We start from the raw sequence: 17850 nt of genomic DNA, 5'->3' as shown, positions 1-17850 counted from the left end.
CGTTATTTCAAGCGGTTGAGAACCCTGCAAAACGCCCGGGGCTGTAATGGTCTGCGGCTCAGCACGTTGCTAGAAGCGGAGCGGTCCGCTGTCGGTTTCACAAAATCGAAAGCACACTGATCGAACGCAAGCAGTTCTGAGCCATCATGCCCGACATGCATTACGACAGAAGCGCCGTTGCACCCGGACCTTACCGGGGCAACGGCGCTTCTATTTACGCAATTTCGGCTAAATGGACGTCATTTCTTCAGGTGGTCAACCAGCTGCGAAGCGATGCCGTTGTAGCTGCCCGGGGTCAGCGACTGCAGGCGGGTTTCGGCTTCAGCCGACAGGCCCAGTTCGCCAACGAATTCCTTCAGGCGGGCTGCATCCACGCGGTGGCCGCGGGTCAGGTCCTTCAGTCGTTCGTAGGGGTTGTCCATGCCCTCGACACCGGCGATAGCCTCGGCGCGCATGACCATCTGGATGGCCTCTGCGAGAACCTCCCAGTTGTGGTCCAGGTCGTCAGCCAGCACGGCTTCGGCGACAGACAGGCGATCCAAGCCCTTGGCAACGTTGGAGATCGCCAGCACCGAGTGGCCGATGGCGGTACCGATGTTGCGCTGCGAGGAGGAATCGGTCAGGTCGCGCTGCCAGCGGCTGGTGACCAGGGTGGAACCGAGGGTGTTCAGCAGGCCGTTGGAGATCTCCAGGTTGGCTTCTGCGTTCTCGAAGCGGATCGGGTTGACCTTGTGCGGCATGGTCGAGGATCCGGTGGCGCCGGCCACTGGGATCTGCGCGAAGTAGCCGATGGAGATGTAGCTCCAGACATCGGTGCACAGGTTGTGCAGGATGCTGTTGAAGCGTGCAATGTCTGCGTAGACCTCTGCCTGCCAGTCGTGGGATTCGATCTGGGTGGTCAGCGGGTTCCAAACTAGGCCCAGATGCTCAACGAAGTCCTTGGAAATCTGCTGCCAGTCAGCGGTCGGGACCGAAGCGTAGTGGGCAGCATAGGTGCCGGTAGCGCCGTTGATCTTGCCCAGGTACTCGGTCTTCTCGACGCGATCCAGCTGGCGGGTCAGGCGCCACGCCAGAACTGCCAGTTCCTTGCCCAGGGTGGTTGGGGTGGCTGGCTGGCCGTGCGTGCGCGAGAGCATCGGCACGTCGCGGGAGTCCTCGGCCATCTTGGCCAGCTGTGCCACCAGGTCGCGGGCTGCCGGCAGCCATACCTGCTGCACGCCGCCCTGGACGCCCAGAGCGTAGGACAGGTTGTTGATGTCTTCAGAGGTGCAGCCGAAATGCACCAGCGGCTTGAGGTTGCCAATGCCGATCGCTTCCAGGCGGTTGGCGATGTAGTACTCGACAGCTTTCACATCGTGAACGGTGACAGCTTCGATCTCTGCCAGTTCCTTCACGGAATCAGCGTTGAAATCGGTGACGATCTTGCGCAGTGCTGCCTTCTGTTCCGCAGAAAGCGGGGAGGTGCCTGGAAGAACGGAGTTATCGGTCAAGTGGATCAGCCATTCAACTTCAACGTGAACGCGATCGCGGTTCAAAGCCGCTTCGGAAAGGTAGTCGACCAGCGGTGCCACGGCGCTGCGGTAGCGTCCGTCGAGGGCAGTCAAAGCCAGTGGTTCATTAGCAAGGGAAGTGCGCGCAATCTCAGCCATACTCATATTCTTCCATCCTCGGCGCTACATCACATCTTTTACTTCACCGCTGTTTCCACAACCGGTCGCCAAACGTGCTGGTGCCCCATTGTTGCTGTCCATGATGGTGGACAAATTCTCAAGGATGCGGAGCAGGGAAATGATGTTTCAAGCGACGCTGCTGACGGTGGCAAGTCAGCTCGATGACGCCCAGAAAACCACTAAGTTCGCCATCGCACAGTTGGGTTCAATCCGGGCATTGACTTGGAATTCAAAGGCTGGCAAGGCGTTTCTAGACAATGTTGAGGAGCTGAGCCAGCGACTGGAAATGCTCAATGGCGAGCTGAACAACGCTGAAGAGTACTTGGGGGTTGCCATGCGTGAGATCCAAAACCTCGAAGCGCAAATCATGAACCAGAGAATGGCCTCGTAGCCATGGGATATGAAGTCAATTACAACGAGCCGGATTACGCCCAGGCAGGGGAAATCTGCCAGCGGGTTGCTCGCGACATCAATGGCATATCCGACGCATTACTCAGGGCCGCGCAGGCTGCGGACAGTTGCCAGGGGGACCTGAATCTGCAGTGCATGGCGGCAGGCATTGAAGCCAGGGGCTATGGCATCGGGCATCTAGGCGATTTGATCAGAGACAGCTATCAGCAGGCCAGGGAAGGCGAAATCACAGCGTTCGAACTTACCGGAAAGGTCTCTGCGGCCATGCGGAATTATGAGGTTGCCGAAGCCGCAGTTGAACGGATGATGCTCGTAAGCACCAGCGCGGTACTGGTCGGGGACTTCATATCCAAGTCCCGCGATAACGGCTGGCGTCCGCCGAGGGAAAGCATGGAGACCTTTTTGCGCTTGCTGATGTCCTACATCCCGCACTGGCCCTTGGCGCCGAATATGACCTTGACCGAGCAAATCGAAGGTACCGCCAAGTCGCTGTCGCGGATTATGCGGCTGCTGGGGTCAAACCGGAATACCGAAATAGAGCTCGCAGGGCAAGATCCAGCTCAGACGGTTGAACTGGATGGCAAGATGAGAAGCTATTTCCAGCTGCACGAAAAGCTGGAGGGCGAAGGCACGGAGAACAACGGAAAGATCATGATCGTCGAAGCTGACGATGATACTTATATCGCGCTCTTTCCGGGGACGCAGGATGACGCCGAAGTTCCTTCGCCTTTTGGCCCGGAAGGCATCGCTGACGGCTTCGGGGTGGAATCCGAGAATTTTGTGGAACCGCTCGATGAAGCATTAAGGCTCAGCGGAGCGAAAGAGGGCGATGAAGTAATCCTTTCCGGCTACTCGCAAGGAGGCATTCACGTAGCCCAGCTGACGAAGAACAAGTTCTTGAAGCGCAAGTACAAGCTGAACAAGGTGCTGACCCTTGGTTCTCCCATCGGCACTATTGATCTGCCAAAGGATGTCCGCAGCCTATCCGTAGAAGACCGAAAAGATATGGTGCCCGGCACCGATGGCGGACCCAATCCCCGCAAGGGCGAGCACTACACCACCACTTTCCCAGGTCCGCGCGAGCACATGCAGGACATCTTGCCCGAAGACGGGCTCTTTGGCCCGTCGCATCACCTCAAGAATTACGGTGACCACCTCCTGGAACTCGATGAGGACCCGAAACTGGAAATCAGAGAGCATCTGAAGCAGTTCTACCTTCCCGAATCCCCGCTGAAAATCCGCATGTTCAAGCTGGAGCGCAAGCAAAAAGAACGTCCGCCCCTGAAGGAAGAAGACAAGGAGCGGCTCAAGCACATGGCACCACGCCACTAAAGCGCTCAAGAACTGCAACCAGCCGGCCGGATCAGCATCACCGGGTATCACCGTGCTGATGAATGGTGCTGTGGATCAGGGCAGAAGATGGGACGCTGATCGGGGCCGGCGAATAGGGTATTAACGAAAGAGGACGGCACCTGTCGGATGCCGTCCTCTTCTTGTACTGCGTCGAATACCGCTTACTCGTTCTCGCTCTTGACGAACAATCCGAGGACCGCAGAGACGATGGAGATGATAATCGTGCCGGCGATGGCATCCCACCAGAACTGCTCGATGACCAGTTCAATCGGGGTGAAGGTCGTCAGCCATGAAGTCAGCAGGAGCATCAGGGCGTTAATCACGATGGTGAACAAGCCCAAGGTGAGGCAGGTGATTGGCAAGGAGAACAGCTTGACGATCGGACGGACCAAGGCGTTGACCAATCCGAAGATTGCGCCAACCGCCAAATAGGCGATGACCGTGCTTACTGCACCTTCGCCGGCCGCGACGATCTTGAGGCCGGGCACAATCCAGACGGCGGCGGCGAGGGCAAGCGCATTGACGATGACTCGAATCAGAAAGCTCATGCCTTAACTTTGGCATAGAAATCTGGGATTAGGATGAACCGCAGATATCGCTAAACCCTTAGTGAGGGCTAGGCTTTGAGGTATGACTGAGAACCCGGTGACCCAAGATCAGGTGCAGCCACGCTCTGTAGTTGCACGTTTGCCCAAATACTCTGCGGGCAAGCCGCCTGCCCCTATTGAAGGTGCGAGAGCTTACAAGCTGTCATCGAATGAAATTCCCTTCGGTCCCTTGGACGCTGTGCATCGGGCGGTCGTGGAGCAGTCCAGCCTGAATCGCTACCCTGATCCGCTATCGACCAAGCTGCGCGAAGCACTTTCCGAGTACTTGGACGTTCCTGCGGAAGACATCGTGACCGGGGCCGGTTCCCTTGGCGCGTTGGTGCAGATCCTGAACGCCTTCGCGGGCCAGAACGAAGACGGCATCCAGGATGAAGTCATCTATGCGTGGCGTTCCTTCGAGGCCTACCCAATCCTCGTACAGACTGCCGGTGCGCTGCCCGTTGAAATCCCGTTGCTGGAAGACGGGCGCCACGATCTGGAATCCATGATCGCAGCGGTGAACGAGAACACTTCAGTCATCTTGCTGTGCACACCGAATAACCCCACCGGTCCGGTACTCAGCCAGGCCGAAGTCGATGACTTCCTGGCACGGGTTCCGAAGAACGTGCTGGTTGTCCTGGATGAGGCCTACACCGAGTTCGTCCGCGACGAGAAATCGGTGGATGGCATCCATACCTACAACGAGAACGAAAATGTGGTTCTCCTGCGCACTTTCTCGAAGGCTCACGGCCTGGCGAATCTCAGGGTGGGCTACTCGGTGGCCCACCCGGAGATCACCGATAACATCCGCGTAGTGGCCACCCCGTTTGCCGTCTCCAGCGTGGCCGAGGATGCCGCGGTCGCTTCGCTGGCCCACATCGACCAGGTGCTTGAGCGCGTTGAGGGCTTGGTCATGGAACGCGAACGAGTTGCCTCGGCCCTGGCCGGGCAGGGCTGGAAGATTCCTTCCACCCAGGCGAACTTCGTCTGGCTTCCGCTGGGCGAAAAGACCGATGAGTTCGTCGAGGGGGCAAACGCCGTGGCGCTGTCGGTGCGCGGCTTCTCGAACGAAGGAGTGCGCGTCTCCATCGGCGAAGTTGAAGCAAACGATCGTTTTATTGATCTGTGCAAGGAATCACTAGACCTGGCATAGGGGCAACTGGTGCTGATTTCTCGCGTTTTAGCGGTCAGTGCCTATAGGCTTAGAAATTAGACAAGCCGTATATGTCCCATGCGGAATGTATTCCGTGTGGGGCATATTTATGACCGAAGGATGATAAATGACGCGTGCTGCGACCGAGGCGACGGAGCCGGATCTGATTCAGATCCTGACTCCGGACGGCCAGCGTCAGTCCCATGGAACGTACGATGCGTATCTGGGTGACGTTGATGATGACATGCTTCGCGGCTTCTACCGCGACATGGCATTGACCCGTCGATTCGACCAAGAGGCCACAGCATTGCAGCGCCAGGGCCAGTTGTGCCTCTGGGTCCCGCTGCGCGGGCAGGAAGCGGCGCAGATCGGTTCCGGCCGTGCCACCCGCCGAAGCGACTACATCTTCCCCACCTACCGCGAGCACGGCGTGGCACTGACCCGCGATGTGTCCTTCTCCGAAATGCTGCGCCTGTTCCGCGGCATCTCCGGAGGCGGCTGGGATCCCCGGGAAAACAACTTCCACATGTACACCATGGTGCTTGCCGCGCAGATGCCGCATGCCGCCGGCTACGCAATGGCTTTGAACATGGAACAGCGCGGCTGGGATGAAGCCCGTCGCGCCAAGGAGGGCAACGCCGTAGTCGCCTACTTCGGCGATGGCTCCTCCACCGAGGGCGAAACCCATGAGTCCATGGTCTTCGCCAGCTCCTTCAACGCACCGGTGGTCTACTTCTGCCAGAACAACCAGTGGGCGATTTCCGTTCCTTTCGAGGTCCAGTCCAAGGTGCCGCTGGTCAACCGCGCCGCAGGCTACGGCATGCCGGGAGTGCGCGTGGATGGCAACGACGTGCTGGCCGTTCTGGCGGTCACCCGCTGGGCGCTGGAACACGCACGCAGCGGCAAGGGCCCGGTCCTCATTGAGGCCGTCACCTACCGCCTCGGCGCGCACACCACCGCCGATGATCCAACCAAATACCGCATGAGCGAAGAAGAGGCCCAGTGGGCCCCGAAGGACCCGCTGATCCGCCTGGAAACCTACCTGCGCGAGAACAACCTGGTTGACGACGCCTACTTCGAGCAGCTGGCCGCCGACGCTGATGCGATGGCTGCCAAGGTCCGCGAAGACGCCATGGCCTTCCCTGTCCCGCCGCTGGCCAAGTCCTTCGAGCAGGTCTACGCCGAAGCGCATCCACTGATCCAGGAAGAACTGGCCTGGCATCTGGAATACGAAGCAGGATTCGCCGATGCGGCTGAGGGAGAGCACTAAATGACCACCACAATGACCCTGGCCAAGGCCATTACCAGCGGCCTGGACAAGGTGCTGGAATCCGATGGCAAGTCCCTGCTGATGGGCGAGGACATCGGGCGCCTCGGTGGCGTCTACCGCATCACCGACGGGCTGATCGACAAGTATGGCGAGCACCGCGTCATCGACTCGCCGCTGGGCGAGGCCGGCATCGTCGGCACCGCCGTGGGCATGGCCCTGCGCGGTTTCAGCCCGCTGGTGGAAATCCAGTTCGACGGCTTCGTCTTCCCTGCTTTCAGCCAGATCACCACCCAGCTGGCCAAGATGCACGCCCGCTCCGAGGGGCGTCTGACCACACCTGTAGTCATCCGCATTCCCTACGGCGGCGGCATCGGCTCCATCGAGCACCACTCCGAATCCCCGGAGGCGCTGTTCGCCCACACCGCGGGCCTGCGCATCATCACCCCGTCCAACGCGCATGACGCCTACTGGATGATCCAGCAGGCAGCCAGCTGCCAGGACCCGGTGATCTTCTTCGAGCCCAAGCGCCGCTACTGGCTCAAGGGCGAGGTCGATACCGAAACCCCGGCGCTGGATGCCTTCAAGGCGCAGGTGGTCCGCCCGGGCACTGACGCGACCATCGTCGCCTACGGCCCGCTGGTGCCGATCGCCCTGGCTGCCGCTGATGCCGCGCTGGAAGATGGCCGGTCCATCGAGGTCATCGACCTGCGCTCGCTGTCGCCGATCGATTTCGACACCATTACCGAATCGGTGCAGAAGACCGGCCGGCTGATTGTCACCCACGAAGCGCCGACCTTCGGCGGCCTGGGCGGCGAAATCGCGGCCCGCATCACCGAGCGCGCCTTCCTCTCGCTGGAAGCCCCAGTGCTGCGCGTGGGCGGATTCCACATGCCTTACCCGATTTCCAAGGTGGAGTCCCAGTACCTGCCGGACATCGACAAGTTGCTTGAAGCCCTCGACCGGTCTTTCGCTTACTAAGCGGAATCCAAGGAGTAGTAATGACAGTCTTTAATCTCCCCGATGTGGGCGAAGGCCTGACCGAAGCGGATATCGCCTCCTGGAAGGTCAAGGTGGGCGACACCGTTGAGGTCAACCAGATTTTCGTGGAAATCGAAACCGCGAAGTCGCTGGTCGAGCTGCCTTGCCCCTTCGCCGGGGTGGTCACCGCATTGCACGCGGCCGAGGGCGATACCGTACTCGTGGACAACCCGCTGATCACCATCGATGAAGAAGGCAACGCGGCACCTCCAACCGGCGTGCCCGAAGCAGCCGAAGCCCTGAGCACCGCCGCACCGCAGGCCTCGGAGGAACCCGGCCCGCTGGTCGGATCGGGCCCCACCGCTGATGCCTCGGTGCGCCGGGCACGCACCACCCGCCCCGCTCCTTCGACGGCCGGTGCGCGAACCGCAGCGGTGCGCGCCTCCGGCTCCGCCTTGGCCGAGACCATCTCGCGCCGCGCGCAGTCCCTGGGTACCGCGGTGACCCGCGAAGTCGACCGCCGTAAGCCTGCGGTGGCGAGCTTCGTGGACCGCGTGCTGGCCAAGCCGCCGGTACGCCGGCTGGCCAAGGAGCTGGGCATCGACATCAACGACGTGGTGGGCACCGGCAACCAGGGCGAGATCACCCGCGAAGACGTCAATAGCTACCAGGCCCAGCGCGAAGCCGAGCATGCAGCGGCGCCAACCTATTGGGCCCACGGCCAGCTGGCCGATGCCCGCGTGGAACGCACCCCGGTGCGCGGCGTGCGCAAAGCCACCGCCAAGGCCATGGTCGACTCGGCCTTCACCGCACCGCATGTCTCGATCTTCGTGGATGTGGATGCCAGCCGAACCATGGAATACGTGCAGCGCCTGAAGAAGTCCCGCGACTTCGAGGGCATCAAGGTCTCGCCGCTGCTGGTGCTGGCCCGTGCCGTGATCTGGGCGGCGGCCCGCAACCCTTCGGTGAACGCCAGCTGGGTGGAAACCGCAAACGGCGCCGAGATCCACCAGAAGCGCTTCATGAACCTGGGCATCGCCGCAGCCACCCCGCGCGGCCTGCTGGTGCCGAATATCAAGGACGCCCAGAACCTGAACATGAAGGAACTGGCCATCGCCCTGAACGATCTGGCCACCACCGCGCGTGCCGGCAAGACCCGTCCCGAGGACATGCGCGATGGCTCGCTGAGCATCACCAACATCGGCGCGCTGGGCATCGACACCGGCACCCCGATCATCAACCCGGGCGAAGTAGCCATCGTTGCCTTCGGCACGATCCGCCACAAGCCATGGGTCATCGACGGCGAAGTGGTCCCGCGCTGGATCACCACCCTGGGCGGCTCCTTCGACCACCGCGTGGTTGATGGCGACCTCTCGGCCCGCTTCATGGCCGACGTGGCGTCGATCCTGCAGGAACCGGCGATGCTGCTGGACTAAGGGCTCCCGGGCCAGCGAGGCAGCCCACCGCCCCGCGCAGAACCTTTCGGGGATCTGCGCGGGGCGGTGTCGTCCCTGCGGTTCGAAATGTTCCTTGAGCAGGGTTATTCAAACCCCTGTTGATACAGTTGTTCCCATGAACCGCACGTGTTGCACCGACCTGAAGTACCCCGGCAAGCTGCTGCTCGCGGGCCTGTTCGCAGCCCTGGGCCTGGGACTGGGCGTTGTGCCGGCGCAGGCAGCCGCGGATCCAACTCAGCCAGAGGCCACGGCTCCGGTCTACCCCTCGGCGACGCCCGACGATGACTCCGCAGATGAAGGCACCGTCCTCATCCCGTCGGTGACCTCGCAGGAAGGCAACTTCTACCTGGCAGTCACCGATGCGGCACTCGATGAGGTGGATTCGGAACGGATCATGGACCAGGTCCGGCAGGCCGTGGGCGAACAGGATGCGAAGATCCTGCTCGGGGTGGACCAGGAACCGAACAACCTCAAGGGAGCCGGGCAGCTGGTGCGCGGGATGCTGATGTTCGGCGACAGCGACGCGCTGAGCGATGACTGGCTGGAGAACGGAAAGACCCTGGGCTATGTCGGGGAAGGCTGGATCGCCATCGGCGTGATGCTTCCCCAGGAAGCCGGGGATCCGGTGGAAATCGCCGTGGATCCCGGGCGCGACGTGCGCGAAACCGCACCGGGAAGCCAGCAGCGGATCCTGGAGGCAGGTCAGGGAGAGTTCGCCGCCGGGGATTACACCGCGGGGATCACCGCCGTCGCGCTGGCCACCACGCAGCAGCTGCAGGCACCGCCGGACCGGACACTGGCCAAGGTGATCGCCGTGGGCGCGCTGGCCGCGACCCTTGCGTTCCTGCTCGCATGGGCCTGGCGTGCCAAGCGCCGCAAGGCCCGGCAGGCAGCCGCCGCCGATCGCAACAAGCAGGCCGAGCTGCTCGAATCACGGATCCAGCGGGCAAGCATTTACCTGAACCGCCATCCGGTGCCCGATCCCGGCCTGGCGGGGGAGAGCCGCTTGGCGCAGGTGATGGCAGAACTTGAAAGGCAACGGGCCGGCTCCCAGCAAGGTGCCTTGCGCGCATTGGACACGGCCCCGGATTCCCTGCAGTCGCAGCAGGTCTCCGAAAAGCAGCTGGCAGATCTGCGCCGCCGCGAACGCGAACTCTCGCTGCTGCGCGGCGCGGTCCAGCTGGCCCACGACTTCGCAGGACGGCCACGGGATTCTCGCGAATCCTGGAACCGGACTTTCGCATACCACCGTGCACGGCTGGAGGACCTGGCGCTGTTCCTCGATCTTCCCGGTGCCGGGCAACTGGCTTGCGCGCAGGCCGCGCGCACCGTGATCATCACGCATACCGATGAGCTGCAGCTGCTGCACACCCGCCTGAGCTGCAGGAGTACCGGCGCGGATACGGCCCCGGGGATCCTGGACAGGCTGTGGGAACTGCGCGACGAACTCGATGGCGTGTTGCACGATGGACTGGCCCAAGCCCGCCAGGCGAGGCTGAAGATTCCCCACGGCCTGGGCGAATCAATGGAGGGCGCGCAGCGGAAAACCGATCCGCTGGAGGACGATCCCATCACAGTGCTCCGGAATTTCGCGCCAGGAAGCGGGACCCGCTGATGCCGGCCCGCTTGATGCATGATTCCACCGGGCGGCGCCTGCACCGCCCGTACCATTGGACTGCCATCGCCGCCATCATCATGGCGCTGGTGACCACCGCGCTGGGCGTGCGCGCGGTGCTGGCCGTGCAGGCAGCCAACGTCCCGGACCCCTACGAGGTCCAGGTGGTGGTCCGCGGCGATAACGGCTTCAACATCACCCAGCAGACGGTGGACGCCGAGATGGCCCGGCACCCGGTGCGTGCCACGGCCCCGCTGGAACTGGTCATCACCGACCGCTGGCTCACGGGTGATGAACTGCTGCGCGGGCAGGTGCCGGAAAACCAGATCATCGTCTCGACCAGGATGGAGAACAGGGATCCCGGGCTAAGCGACGCCGAACAGCGCTTCGCCGGGGTGGGCCTGGACCGCAGCCTTGCAGCATCCGACGACGCGCATACCGACCTGCGCTTCGACATCGAGCACGCCTTCACCAAGAACGTTTCGGTAGGCCATGGGCCCAAGGCGGCGGCGGCCGCCGCGCATACTGCCGCCGTGCTGCTGGACGATTCGCCCAGCAGCTCGGCGATCTTCTGGTTCGCGGCCGTGGGTGCGAGCGCCATGCTCACCGCCGCATTCCTGGCCAGCGCCCTGCGCTTCCGCTCGAGGTGGGCATCGCGCCACAGGCGGCTGGCCGCGGCGCAGCGCAAGCTGGCCCGCGTGCTCCTGGACCTCGAAGCACTGGAAGCCACCTACCAGGCCACCGACCAATCGCGCCGTCCTGCCGGCTTCACCAAGGCGTGGCGGCAGCTCGAATCCCTGTCCCTGGATGCCGCCCGCCGCGAAGCGCCCTTGGTGCGCTCGCTGTTCACCCGGGCTGAATGCCTGGAACAGAGCACCGGGCAGCAGCTGGCGGCCTTCGAGGCCGACACGCGCAAGCTGACGGAACTGGCCGACTCGCTGATGGGCGCCGGCTCGGTGCATGCGCACCTGGCTGGCACCGGATCCACCTTCGACAAGCTCAGCAGCCCGATCAACGATGCGGCCACGGCGCTGCTGATCCGGCTGGACACCGCTCCGGGCACCATGGTGGCCGGCAAGGACCTGGCGGATTTCCGCAGTGCCCTCGGCGAACTGCTCAATGCCGCCCATGGCGATACCAGCCAGCGCACCGCCATCGAGCGCTGGGCCGAGGCCGAACGGCGGCTGGCGAAGCTCGCCGGGAAGATCGCTGCCCGGCTGCGCCGGTATCCGCGGGGCCTGCAGCAGCCGGTGCCCCAGATCGGCGCCCAGCACAATGAGCTGCGCTCCAGCCTGGGCTTGCCGCCGGTATCCAAGCAGGGTGCGCTGGCGCAGATCGCCACGGCGAACTCGCTGGCCCGCGGGATTCTCGGCGACACGCTGCAGACCGACCAGGCTGCCGGAGGGACATCGGGCGAACCTGCTGGCTGGCAGCGCATGCTGGCCCGGCTCGCCAGCACCCGCAAGGCAGCTGGCGATGAACCGCCGAAGCTGCGCCGGGCGTGGAAGTCTGGACTGCTTGCGGCCCTGCTGGTGGGCAGCCTGATCGCCGCGGGGCTCATTGTCTCCTCGATAGCCAACGAACCCGAACGCACCCATGAGGGGTCCGGCCGGGGAATGGAACTTGAAATCGATGACCAGGGCCAGCTGGTTGACGAGGCCGAGATCCGCCGGTACATGGAAGAGGACTTCGACACCCCGCAGCAGATCCTGGTTGCGGTGCGCGATGCCGAAGCCTACCTGGAACTCAAGCACTTCGACGGCTCGGAATACCGTGATTCGACGCCCGAGAGCGTGCGCGCGGCGATCTTGCGGATCAAGGACGAATACTCCGATCGCGCTGATCCTGCCAACGGGGAGCTGCCCGAGGACTTGACGATCATTCCGCTGCTGATCACGGACGAGGGCAAGGGCATCATGCCAGGGCTGATTTCCGGTGCGGTCATCAGCGGTACCGCCTCGTGGGGAACGACCGGCGGGTGGGAGCACGGAAGCATCTACGAGTCGAACTATCCGGCGATGGAAGCGGCCAGCGCGGCCGAGGACTTCGCCGTGGTGCTCAAGCAAGCCGGGTACGAGCAGCCGGACTACAACACCACCTTGCTGTACTGGATGCTCGTGTTCATGCTGTTCTTCACGGTAATCAACGTTCTCCAGGTGATCCAGTACCTGCTCGGGGCCAGCACGCAGCTGACCCGGTTCTCCCGCGGTTCGCGGTCGGTGCAGCAATCACGCCGGCAGCTGGATCAGCTGGCCATGGGCCTGGAGGATTCGCAGATCAATGCGGTGGCCGTGCTCGGCGCGACCGCGGCCGGGAATGCGGACGAGGCAGGGCAGCGATTGTTCGAGCGGGCCTTGATGATGGCTTGGCGCGAAGCCCAGGAGTTATCCTCGATGACCCTGGGCCAGCGCCTTGCCGCCGGCTATGCCCAGCGCGCGGCGCATCTGGCCCGGCTGGTAGCGCTGCTGGGCGAACGCGATGCCGACGTGGCGCGGCGGGCCAAGGCGCTGGTGCTGGCCAGCCGCGGTGCCGGGGGAGATGCTCCAGCGCCAGTGGAACTGCCGGGACAGAAATGACTCCGCCCCGGCAGTCCGGCACTGCGCGGTTCTAGCCCAGCAGCTCGGGCAGTTCCTGCGGCGCGTTGCCCAGCACCTTCTGGGAGAGGAACTCGGTGACAACCTGGTACCAGATCTTGGCGTGCTGCGGGGACAGCACCCAGTGGTTCTCATCCGGGAAGTACAGGAACTGGTGCTCGGTGCTGCCGTCTTCCTTCTGGGGCAGCCCCGAATCGGCCAGCAGCTCGTACCACAGGCGCAGGCCCTCGCCGATGGGCACCCGGTAGTCCTTGTCGCCGTGGATGACCAGCATCGGGGTGACGATGCTGCCCACCGAATGATGCGGCGAGTTCTGCTCGCGCATTTCGGGGCTCATCTCGCGGGTCCAGTAGAACGCGGCGTCGGTGGTCTTGCCGAAGCCTTCCAGCGCCCACAGGCTGGCATGGGTGACGATGGCCTTGAAGCGGTCGGTGTGCCCAGCCACCCAGTTGGCCATGTAGCCGCCGAAGGAGCCGCCCATGGCGGCGGTGCGGGTTTCATCGATGTCCGGCCGCGCCTCGGCGGCATCGGTGATGGCCAGCAGGTCCGTATACGGTTCTTGGCCCCAGCGGCCCCAGCCGCGCTGGATGAACTCCTGGCCGTAGCCGGTGGACAGGGCCGGATCCGGCAGTAGCACGGCATAGCCCTGGGCCACCAGCAGCCATGGGCTCCAGCGCCAGCTCCAGGCATTCCACGAGCCCAGCGGCCCGCCATGGATCCACAGCAGCAGCGGCGCCTTGTCGGCGGCAGAAGCGGTGGCGGGCAGGGCCAGCCAGGCGCGGATGCTCGACCCGTCTTCGGCGGTGGTCGTCACCTCGGTGAGCGTTCCGGGCAGGGCCGGACGGGACACCGGGGAGCGCAGTTCGGTCAAGGCCGCGAATTCGCCCGGCTCCAGATCGCCGGTATGCGCCAGGTCGATGGCTACCGGTTCGGCCGGGTACAGGTAGCTGGAACGCAGCGCGTAGGCGGTACGCGAGTCGCTGCGGATGGCCAGATCGGTGAACGCGCCGTCATCGGTGAGCCGGGTGATCTTGTCGTTGTACAGGCTCAGATGGAAGACCGGGGCGTGGCCGTTGTCATCGGCGGTCAGCAGCAGCGAGCGCCCGTTGGGAACCCACTGCAGGTCATTGACCCAGCGGTCCCAGCCGGCGGCGATCCGGTGGGTGGCGCCGTCGGCCAGATCCATCAGCCACAACTCGAAGACCGGGGCGGTATCGGCGGTGGAACGCTCCCAGCGGGCGTAGGCCAGCTGGGTTGAATCCGGGCTGATCTTGCCCAGCGTATATTCGTACGTGTCGTCGGGGGCCAGCAGCATTTCGTGGGCGCCGGTGTGCAGGTCGATGCGCATCAATCCAGGGGCCGAGGAGGCCCGGCCTTCGGGAACTTGCCATTCGGTGACCAGGAAACTGCCATTGGAAGCAACGTCGTAGGACGTATCCTCCAGATTCGCACCGACACCCGGGGTGAGGTCGGTGAGCTGGGTACTGGTGGCGTCCTGCAGGCCGGGCAGGGACCCGGTGTAGTAGTGCGGGGTGGCCGGTCCCAGATCTTCGTCCCAGTAGCGTACCGGATAGCCGGTGTGCAGGATCGCCGAGACCTTCTTGTCCTTGCGGCCGGTGCGCAGTGCCGCTTCGGCCTCCAGATCCTTGGCACGGGAGAAGGCCGAGGTGCGCAGCACGACGGTCTGCGGGGACTGCTGGCAGATCCGCAAGGACTGCACCCCGGCAGGGTGGGAAATCACCGAGCGGGCTTCGCCTCCTGCTACCGGAAGGATCCAGCCTTCGGCCTTGGCGTCTTCCTTCGACGAGCGCTTGGCCACGAAGAGCAGGTCGCCGTTGGCGGTGAACTGCGGTTGCGATTCGCCGTGCTCGCCGAACGTCAGCCTGCGTGCTGGTTCTTCGCCTTTGGGATCCAGCGACCAAAGGGCGCTTTCGTATTTCGTCCCGTCCTCGGAAAGCTCGCTGAGGGTGGTGACGAGCTTGGTGCCGTCGGGGGAGAGCGCCAGGCCGCCGAGGCGGCCCAGGCCGATAAATGAATCTAAATTATGAAATGAATGCTTAGAGTGTTCCACTTCACATATCTTGCCACTGTTCGCGGCTGGGCACTACCGGAAATCGAAAATTACCTGGCATCGGGAGCACGACCGGGACAACTTGCAACTAAGGCGTGATGCTGCAGCTATTGGAAAAACCTGCAAGGCCATGGAGGATGGGTTCCATGGGGGAGCTCGCGATGTCAGCTGCATGACCGGATGATCGATCAAGGAGTTGGAAAAGATGAACCGTGCCAGAACCCGTCTAGGCGCGCTCCCGATGATGTGCGCGGCAGCGCTGATGCTGGCTGCCTGCCAGGGAGCCGAGCCGGAACCGGCCGAAAGCCAGAGCGCAGCACCCAGCGGAACGTCTCCATCGGCAAGCGCCAGCGCGCCGACCGCTTCCAGCCCCGAATCCAGCCCAACGCAAAGTACCGCAAGCGCGGATGCGCCAAGCTCGGCGGCGCCAGAGCTGAGCCAAGTGCATGAAGTGCACGGCATCCGCGTCTTTACCCCTGAGCAGTGGACTGCCACCGGGGACGACTGCGACGGCGAGTGCACCGAATGGGATGAATGGGAGATCAAGGACGCGCAAGGCAAGCACGTGCTGACCCTGATCCCCACCACGGCAACCTCTCCGGATGGAGACACGGCGCTGTATGAACGGGAGCTGCTGGATCGCAAGGAACTTGAAAATCCCGGAGCGGATACCGGATTCCGCCCGACGAGCCTGATTGCCGAGTTCTGGGAATCGACGGACCAGGAAGATGGGGAGAAGGATTCAGGATTCGACATTGCCCTGATCGATGACGAAGAGCTCGGCAAGCGCGATGAGAACCCGGACCTGAACTTCTTCAGGATCGGCGAGCAGTCGCCGATGATGTGGGTTGAAGAGGATTATCTGGAAGACCATGGTGTTCCTGACGACCCGACCAAGCAGCAAGCGCAGCAGTTCCTGGGCACCGAGCAATACGCGTTGGTGCGCGACATCCTGCTCAGCGTGGAACCTGCCGTCGGCTAGCCCAACCAGAACATAGGGAAGGCAACAGAAATCAGACGATCGCGCTGGCTTCTGTTGCCTTTCTTCACGCCTCAAGAAGCTGCATTCCGCGCCCAGAATTGGTAGCGAGTGTGCTGTGTTCCACGCAAGGGTGCGGAAGGGCTGCAGATGCTGAAGACCATCGAAGCGGGCAGGAGAAATTGCCGCTGAGTGGCGAAGATGCAGGGTGCGTTGGAAACCCCGGTGGCCGCGAAAAGCAGGCTTGGCTGTGCCGTCTGTGCGGTGTAACCAAAGCCCAAAAAGACTCTCATGTCACATTGTGTGGCCTGTAACATGCTACTGTGTGTAGGCACACAAAGTCATAACGTGAAAGGTGCACACATGGGCGTGCTGGCACTTGGCGTATTCATCGCCGTGACAGTCATAGTTAACGTCGTACTGAAACGGCGTATTTCAGAGGCGCTGGTACTGGCGCTGATAGCTTGTTCACTGGTCGGCGGCGCGGATGCGCTGAACTTGTTGAGCGCAGCAGTGATAGACGGCTTCCAATCAGACGTGACCTTCGCGGGCATGGCCTTTGTGTTCATGGGAGTGATCGTCTCGGCGACAGGCCTGATCGAGCGCCTGATCCATATCCTGAACTCGATGTTCGGGCGCGTTCGTGGCGGATCGGCCTACGTCTCGACCCTCGGCTCGGCCGCAATCGGACTGGTGGCGGGGTCAACCGCAGGCAACACGGCGACGGTCGGCTCGGTAACCATTCCGTGGATGAAGGAAAACGGCTGGTCTTCCAACCGCGCTGCAACGCTGGTAGCAGGAAACTCCGGCTTGGGCGTCGCGCTCCCGCCGAACAGCACCATGTTCATCCTCTTGGCCATGCCGGCTGCCGCTGGAATTTCCGCTGGCGACGTATATGTTGCACTGGCCATTGGCGGCGCTTATTGCGTGCTCTACCGCATGATCCTGGTGTTCACTTGGGCTCGTGCCGACGGCATTCCCGTAGCGAATCGCGATGGCATGGCGACGCTGGGGCAAGCATTGCGCGAAGGCTGGCGCTCGCTGCTGATCTTCCTGGGTATCGCGATCCCCGTCGCGCTGACCTTCGGCCCGCTGTTTGAATTCCTATCCCGTCCGGAATTGGTGGGCAAGGACTCGATGGGATCGATCTCGATCATCGTTTGGGTTCCGATTCTGATTTCGGCGATCGCATTGATCGAGGGGCGAAAGCGGATCTTCGCACCGGATTCGAAGTTCAAGGTGATCTTGAATCGCGAGCTGCCGCAGTTCGCCACTGTTGGTGTTTCACTCTTCGCGGCGCTGAGCGCATCGAACATCATGGAGGCCCTGGGCGTCGGGCCGCAGCTTTCAGATTTCCTGGGTTCACTGGATATGCCAAAGGCGGCGATTGTCGCAATCGTCTGTGTCATGGCTGTGGTCGTAGCCACCCCGCTGTCCTCGACGGCAACCGCCGCGGCCGTGGGTGCACCGGCAGTGATGGCGCTGACCAGCGTGGGTATCGACCCAGTCATCGCCGTGGTGACAGTGCTGTTGTGCACCTCGACCGAGGGTTCTTCGCCACCGGTCGGAGCGCCGATCTATTTGGCTGCCGGCTTCGCCGAAACCAATCCAACCAAGATGTTCATGCCATTGCTGGGCTACTTCGTGCTGCCAATGATCGCCATTGCCTGGCTTGTCGGCATGGGCTGGCTGCCGATTCCGATTTCGTAGGA

Annotated in this window: 13 protein-coding genes; 10 read left to right on the top strand and 3 right to left on the bottom strand. The window is 62.9% G+C overall.

The genetic code is table 11. The features are described 5' to 3' along the window. Positions 1-239: 239 nt before the first annotated feature. A complete protein-coding gene (gene purB / locus CQ012_RS09620; protein ID WP_105662029.1) occupies positions 240-1649 on the bottom strand; it encodes an adenylosuccinate lyase in 1410 nt (469 codons plus the stop codon). Here purB and CQ012_RS09615 point away from each other — a divergent pair. Together CQ012_RS09615 and CQ012_RS09610 are read left to right on the top strand one after the other, a co-directional pair. Beyond that, positions 1630-2061, top strand: coding sequence for a hypothetical protein (locus CQ012_RS09615; protein WP_105662028.1), 432 nt, complete (start codon positions 1630-1632; stop codon positions 2059-2061). The two genes, purB and CQ012_RS09615, sit on opposite strands and share 20 nt — an antisense overlap. Before the next feature lie 2 nt (positions 2062-2063). Beyond that, entirely contained in the window at positions 2064-3413 is a 1350-nt protein-coding gene (locus CQ012_RS09610; protein WP_105656213.1) for a hypothetical protein, read from the top strand. Positions 3414-3595: 182 nt separating this feature from the next. Here CQ012_RS09610 and CQ012_RS09605 read toward each other — a convergent pair whose 3' ends face one another. Next, positions 3596-3982: a phage holin family protein gene (locus CQ012_RS09605; RefSeq protein ID WP_105656214.1), complete on the bottom strand. Its 387-nt coding sequence runs from the start codon at positions 3980-3982 to the stop codon at positions 3596-3598. Positions 3983-4064: 82 nt separating this feature from the next. Here CQ012_RS09605 and CQ012_RS09600 point away from each other — a divergent pair, with 82 nt between their 5' ends. The 6 genes from CQ012_RS09600 to CQ012_RS09575 all read left to right on the top strand — a co-directional run bounded on the left by CQ012_RS09600 (position 4065) and on the right by CQ012_RS09575 (position 13070). Further along, positions 4065-5174: a histidinol-phosphate transaminase gene (locus tag CQ012_RS09600; RefSeq protein ID WP_105656215.1), complete on the top strand. Its 1110-nt coding sequence runs from the start codon at positions 4065-4067 to the stop codon at positions 5172-5174. 127 nt (positions 5175-5301) lie between these two features. After that, entirely contained in the window at positions 5302-6444 is a 1143-nt protein-coding gene (pdhA, locus tag CQ012_RS09595) for a pyruvate dehydrogenase (acetyl-transferring) E1 component subunit alpha (RefSeq protein WP_105656216.1), read from the top strand. Continuing rightward, entirely contained in the window at positions 6445-7422 is a 978-nt protein-coding gene (locus CQ012_RS09590) for an alpha-ketoacid dehydrogenase subunit beta (RefSeq protein WP_105656217.1), read from the top strand. Between the two features lie 20 nt (positions 7423-7442). Further along, the gene (locus CQ012_RS09585; protein ID WP_105656218.1) at positions 7443-8858 is read left to right on the top strand and encodes a dihydrolipoamide acetyltransferase family protein; all 1416 of its coding nucleotides are present in this window, start codon (positions 7443-7445) and stop codon (positions 8856-8858) included. Positions 8859-8994: 136 nt separating this feature from the next. Continuing rightward, on the top strand, positions 8995-10494 hold the full coding sequence (locus CQ012_RS09580) for a hypothetical protein (protein ID WP_105656219.1): 1500 nt from the start codon (positions 8995-8997) through the stop codon (positions 10492-10494). Beyond that, positions 10494-13070, top strand: coding sequence for a hypothetical protein (locus CQ012_RS09575; RefSeq protein ID WP_105662027.1), 2577 nt, complete (start codon positions 10494-10496; stop codon positions 13068-13070). The genes CQ012_RS09580 and CQ012_RS09575 overlap by 1 nt, the downstream gene beginning before the upstream one ends. A 31-nt stretch (positions 13071-13101) precedes the next feature. Here CQ012_RS09575 and CQ012_RS09570 read toward each other — a convergent pair whose 3' ends face one another. Next, a complete protein-coding gene (locus CQ012_RS09570) occupies positions 13102-15159 on the bottom strand; it encodes a S9 family peptidase (RefSeq protein ID WP_105662026.1) in 2058 nt (685 codons plus the stop codon). A 205-nt stretch (positions 15160-15364) separates the two neighbouring features. On the opposite strand from CQ012_RS09570, the gene CQ012_RS09565 reads away from it, so the two are divergent. Both CQ012_RS09565 and CQ012_RS09560 read left to right on the top strand, forming a co-directional pair. Further along, positions 15365-16141 (top strand): hypothetical protein, encoded by a 777-nt coding sequence (locus CQ012_RS09565; protein ID WP_105662025.1) that lies wholly within the window; start codon positions 15365-15367, stop codon positions 16139-16141. 345 nt (positions 16142-16486) lie between these two features. Then, positions 16487-17848 carry a TRAP transporter large permease subunit gene (locus tag CQ012_RS09560; RefSeq protein WP_286134630.1) on the top strand — a complete coding sequence of 454 codons (1362 nt, stop codon included), beginning with the start codon at positions 16487-16489 and terminating at the stop codon, positions 17846-17848. The last annotated feature ends 2 nt before the right edge of the window (positions 17849-17850 follow it).

Origin of the sequence: Arthrobacter sp. MYb214, from assembly GCF_002979865.1 — a bacterium.
Classification (GTDB): domain Bacteria; phylum Actinomycetota; class Actinomycetes; order Actinomycetales; family Micrococcaceae; genus Glutamicibacter.
This window is presented reverse-complemented; position numbering and strand designations above follow the sequence as displayed.

Bases quoted from the DNA above. Each gene is read 5' to 3' on its own strand.
- purB (WP_105662029.1), bottom strand. From the start codon at position 1,649: ATGGCTGAGATTGCGCGCACTTCCCTTGCTAATGAACCACTGGCTTTG.
- CQ012_RS09610 (WP_105656213.1), top strand. From the start codon at position 2,064: ATGGGATATGAAGTCAATTACAACGAGCCGGATTACGCCCAGGCAGGG.
- CQ012_RS09605 (WP_105656214.1), bottom strand. From the start codon at position 3,982: ATGAGCTTTCTGATTCGAGTCATCGTCAATGCGCTTGCCCTCGCCGCC.
- CQ012_RS09600 (WP_105656215.1), top strand. From the start codon at position 4,065: ATGACTGAGAACCCGGTGACCCAAGATCAGGTGCAGCCACGCTCTGTA.
- pdhA (WP_105656216.1), top strand. From the start codon at position 5,302: ATGACGCGTGCTGCGACCGAGGCGACGGAGCCGGATCTGATTCAGATC.
- CQ012_RS09590 (WP_105656217.1), top strand. From the start codon at position 6,445: ATGACCACCACAATGACCCTGGCCAAGGCCATTACCAGCGGCCTGGAC.
- CQ012_RS09585 (WP_105656218.1), top strand. From the start codon at position 7,443: ATGACAGTCTTTAATCTCCCCGATGTGGGCGAAGGCCTGACCGAAGCG.
- CQ012_RS09580 (WP_105656219.1), top strand. From the start codon at position 8,995: ATGAACCGCACGTGTTGCACCGACCTGAAGTACCCCGGCAAGCTGCTG.
- CQ012_RS09575 (WP_105662027.1), top strand. From the start codon at position 10,494: ATGCCGGCCCGCTTGATGCATGATTCCACCGGGCGGCGCCTGCACCGC.
- CQ012_RS09565 (WP_105662025.1), top strand. From the start codon at position 15,365: ATGAACCGTGCCAGAACCCGTCTAGGCGCGCTCCCGATGATGTGCGCG.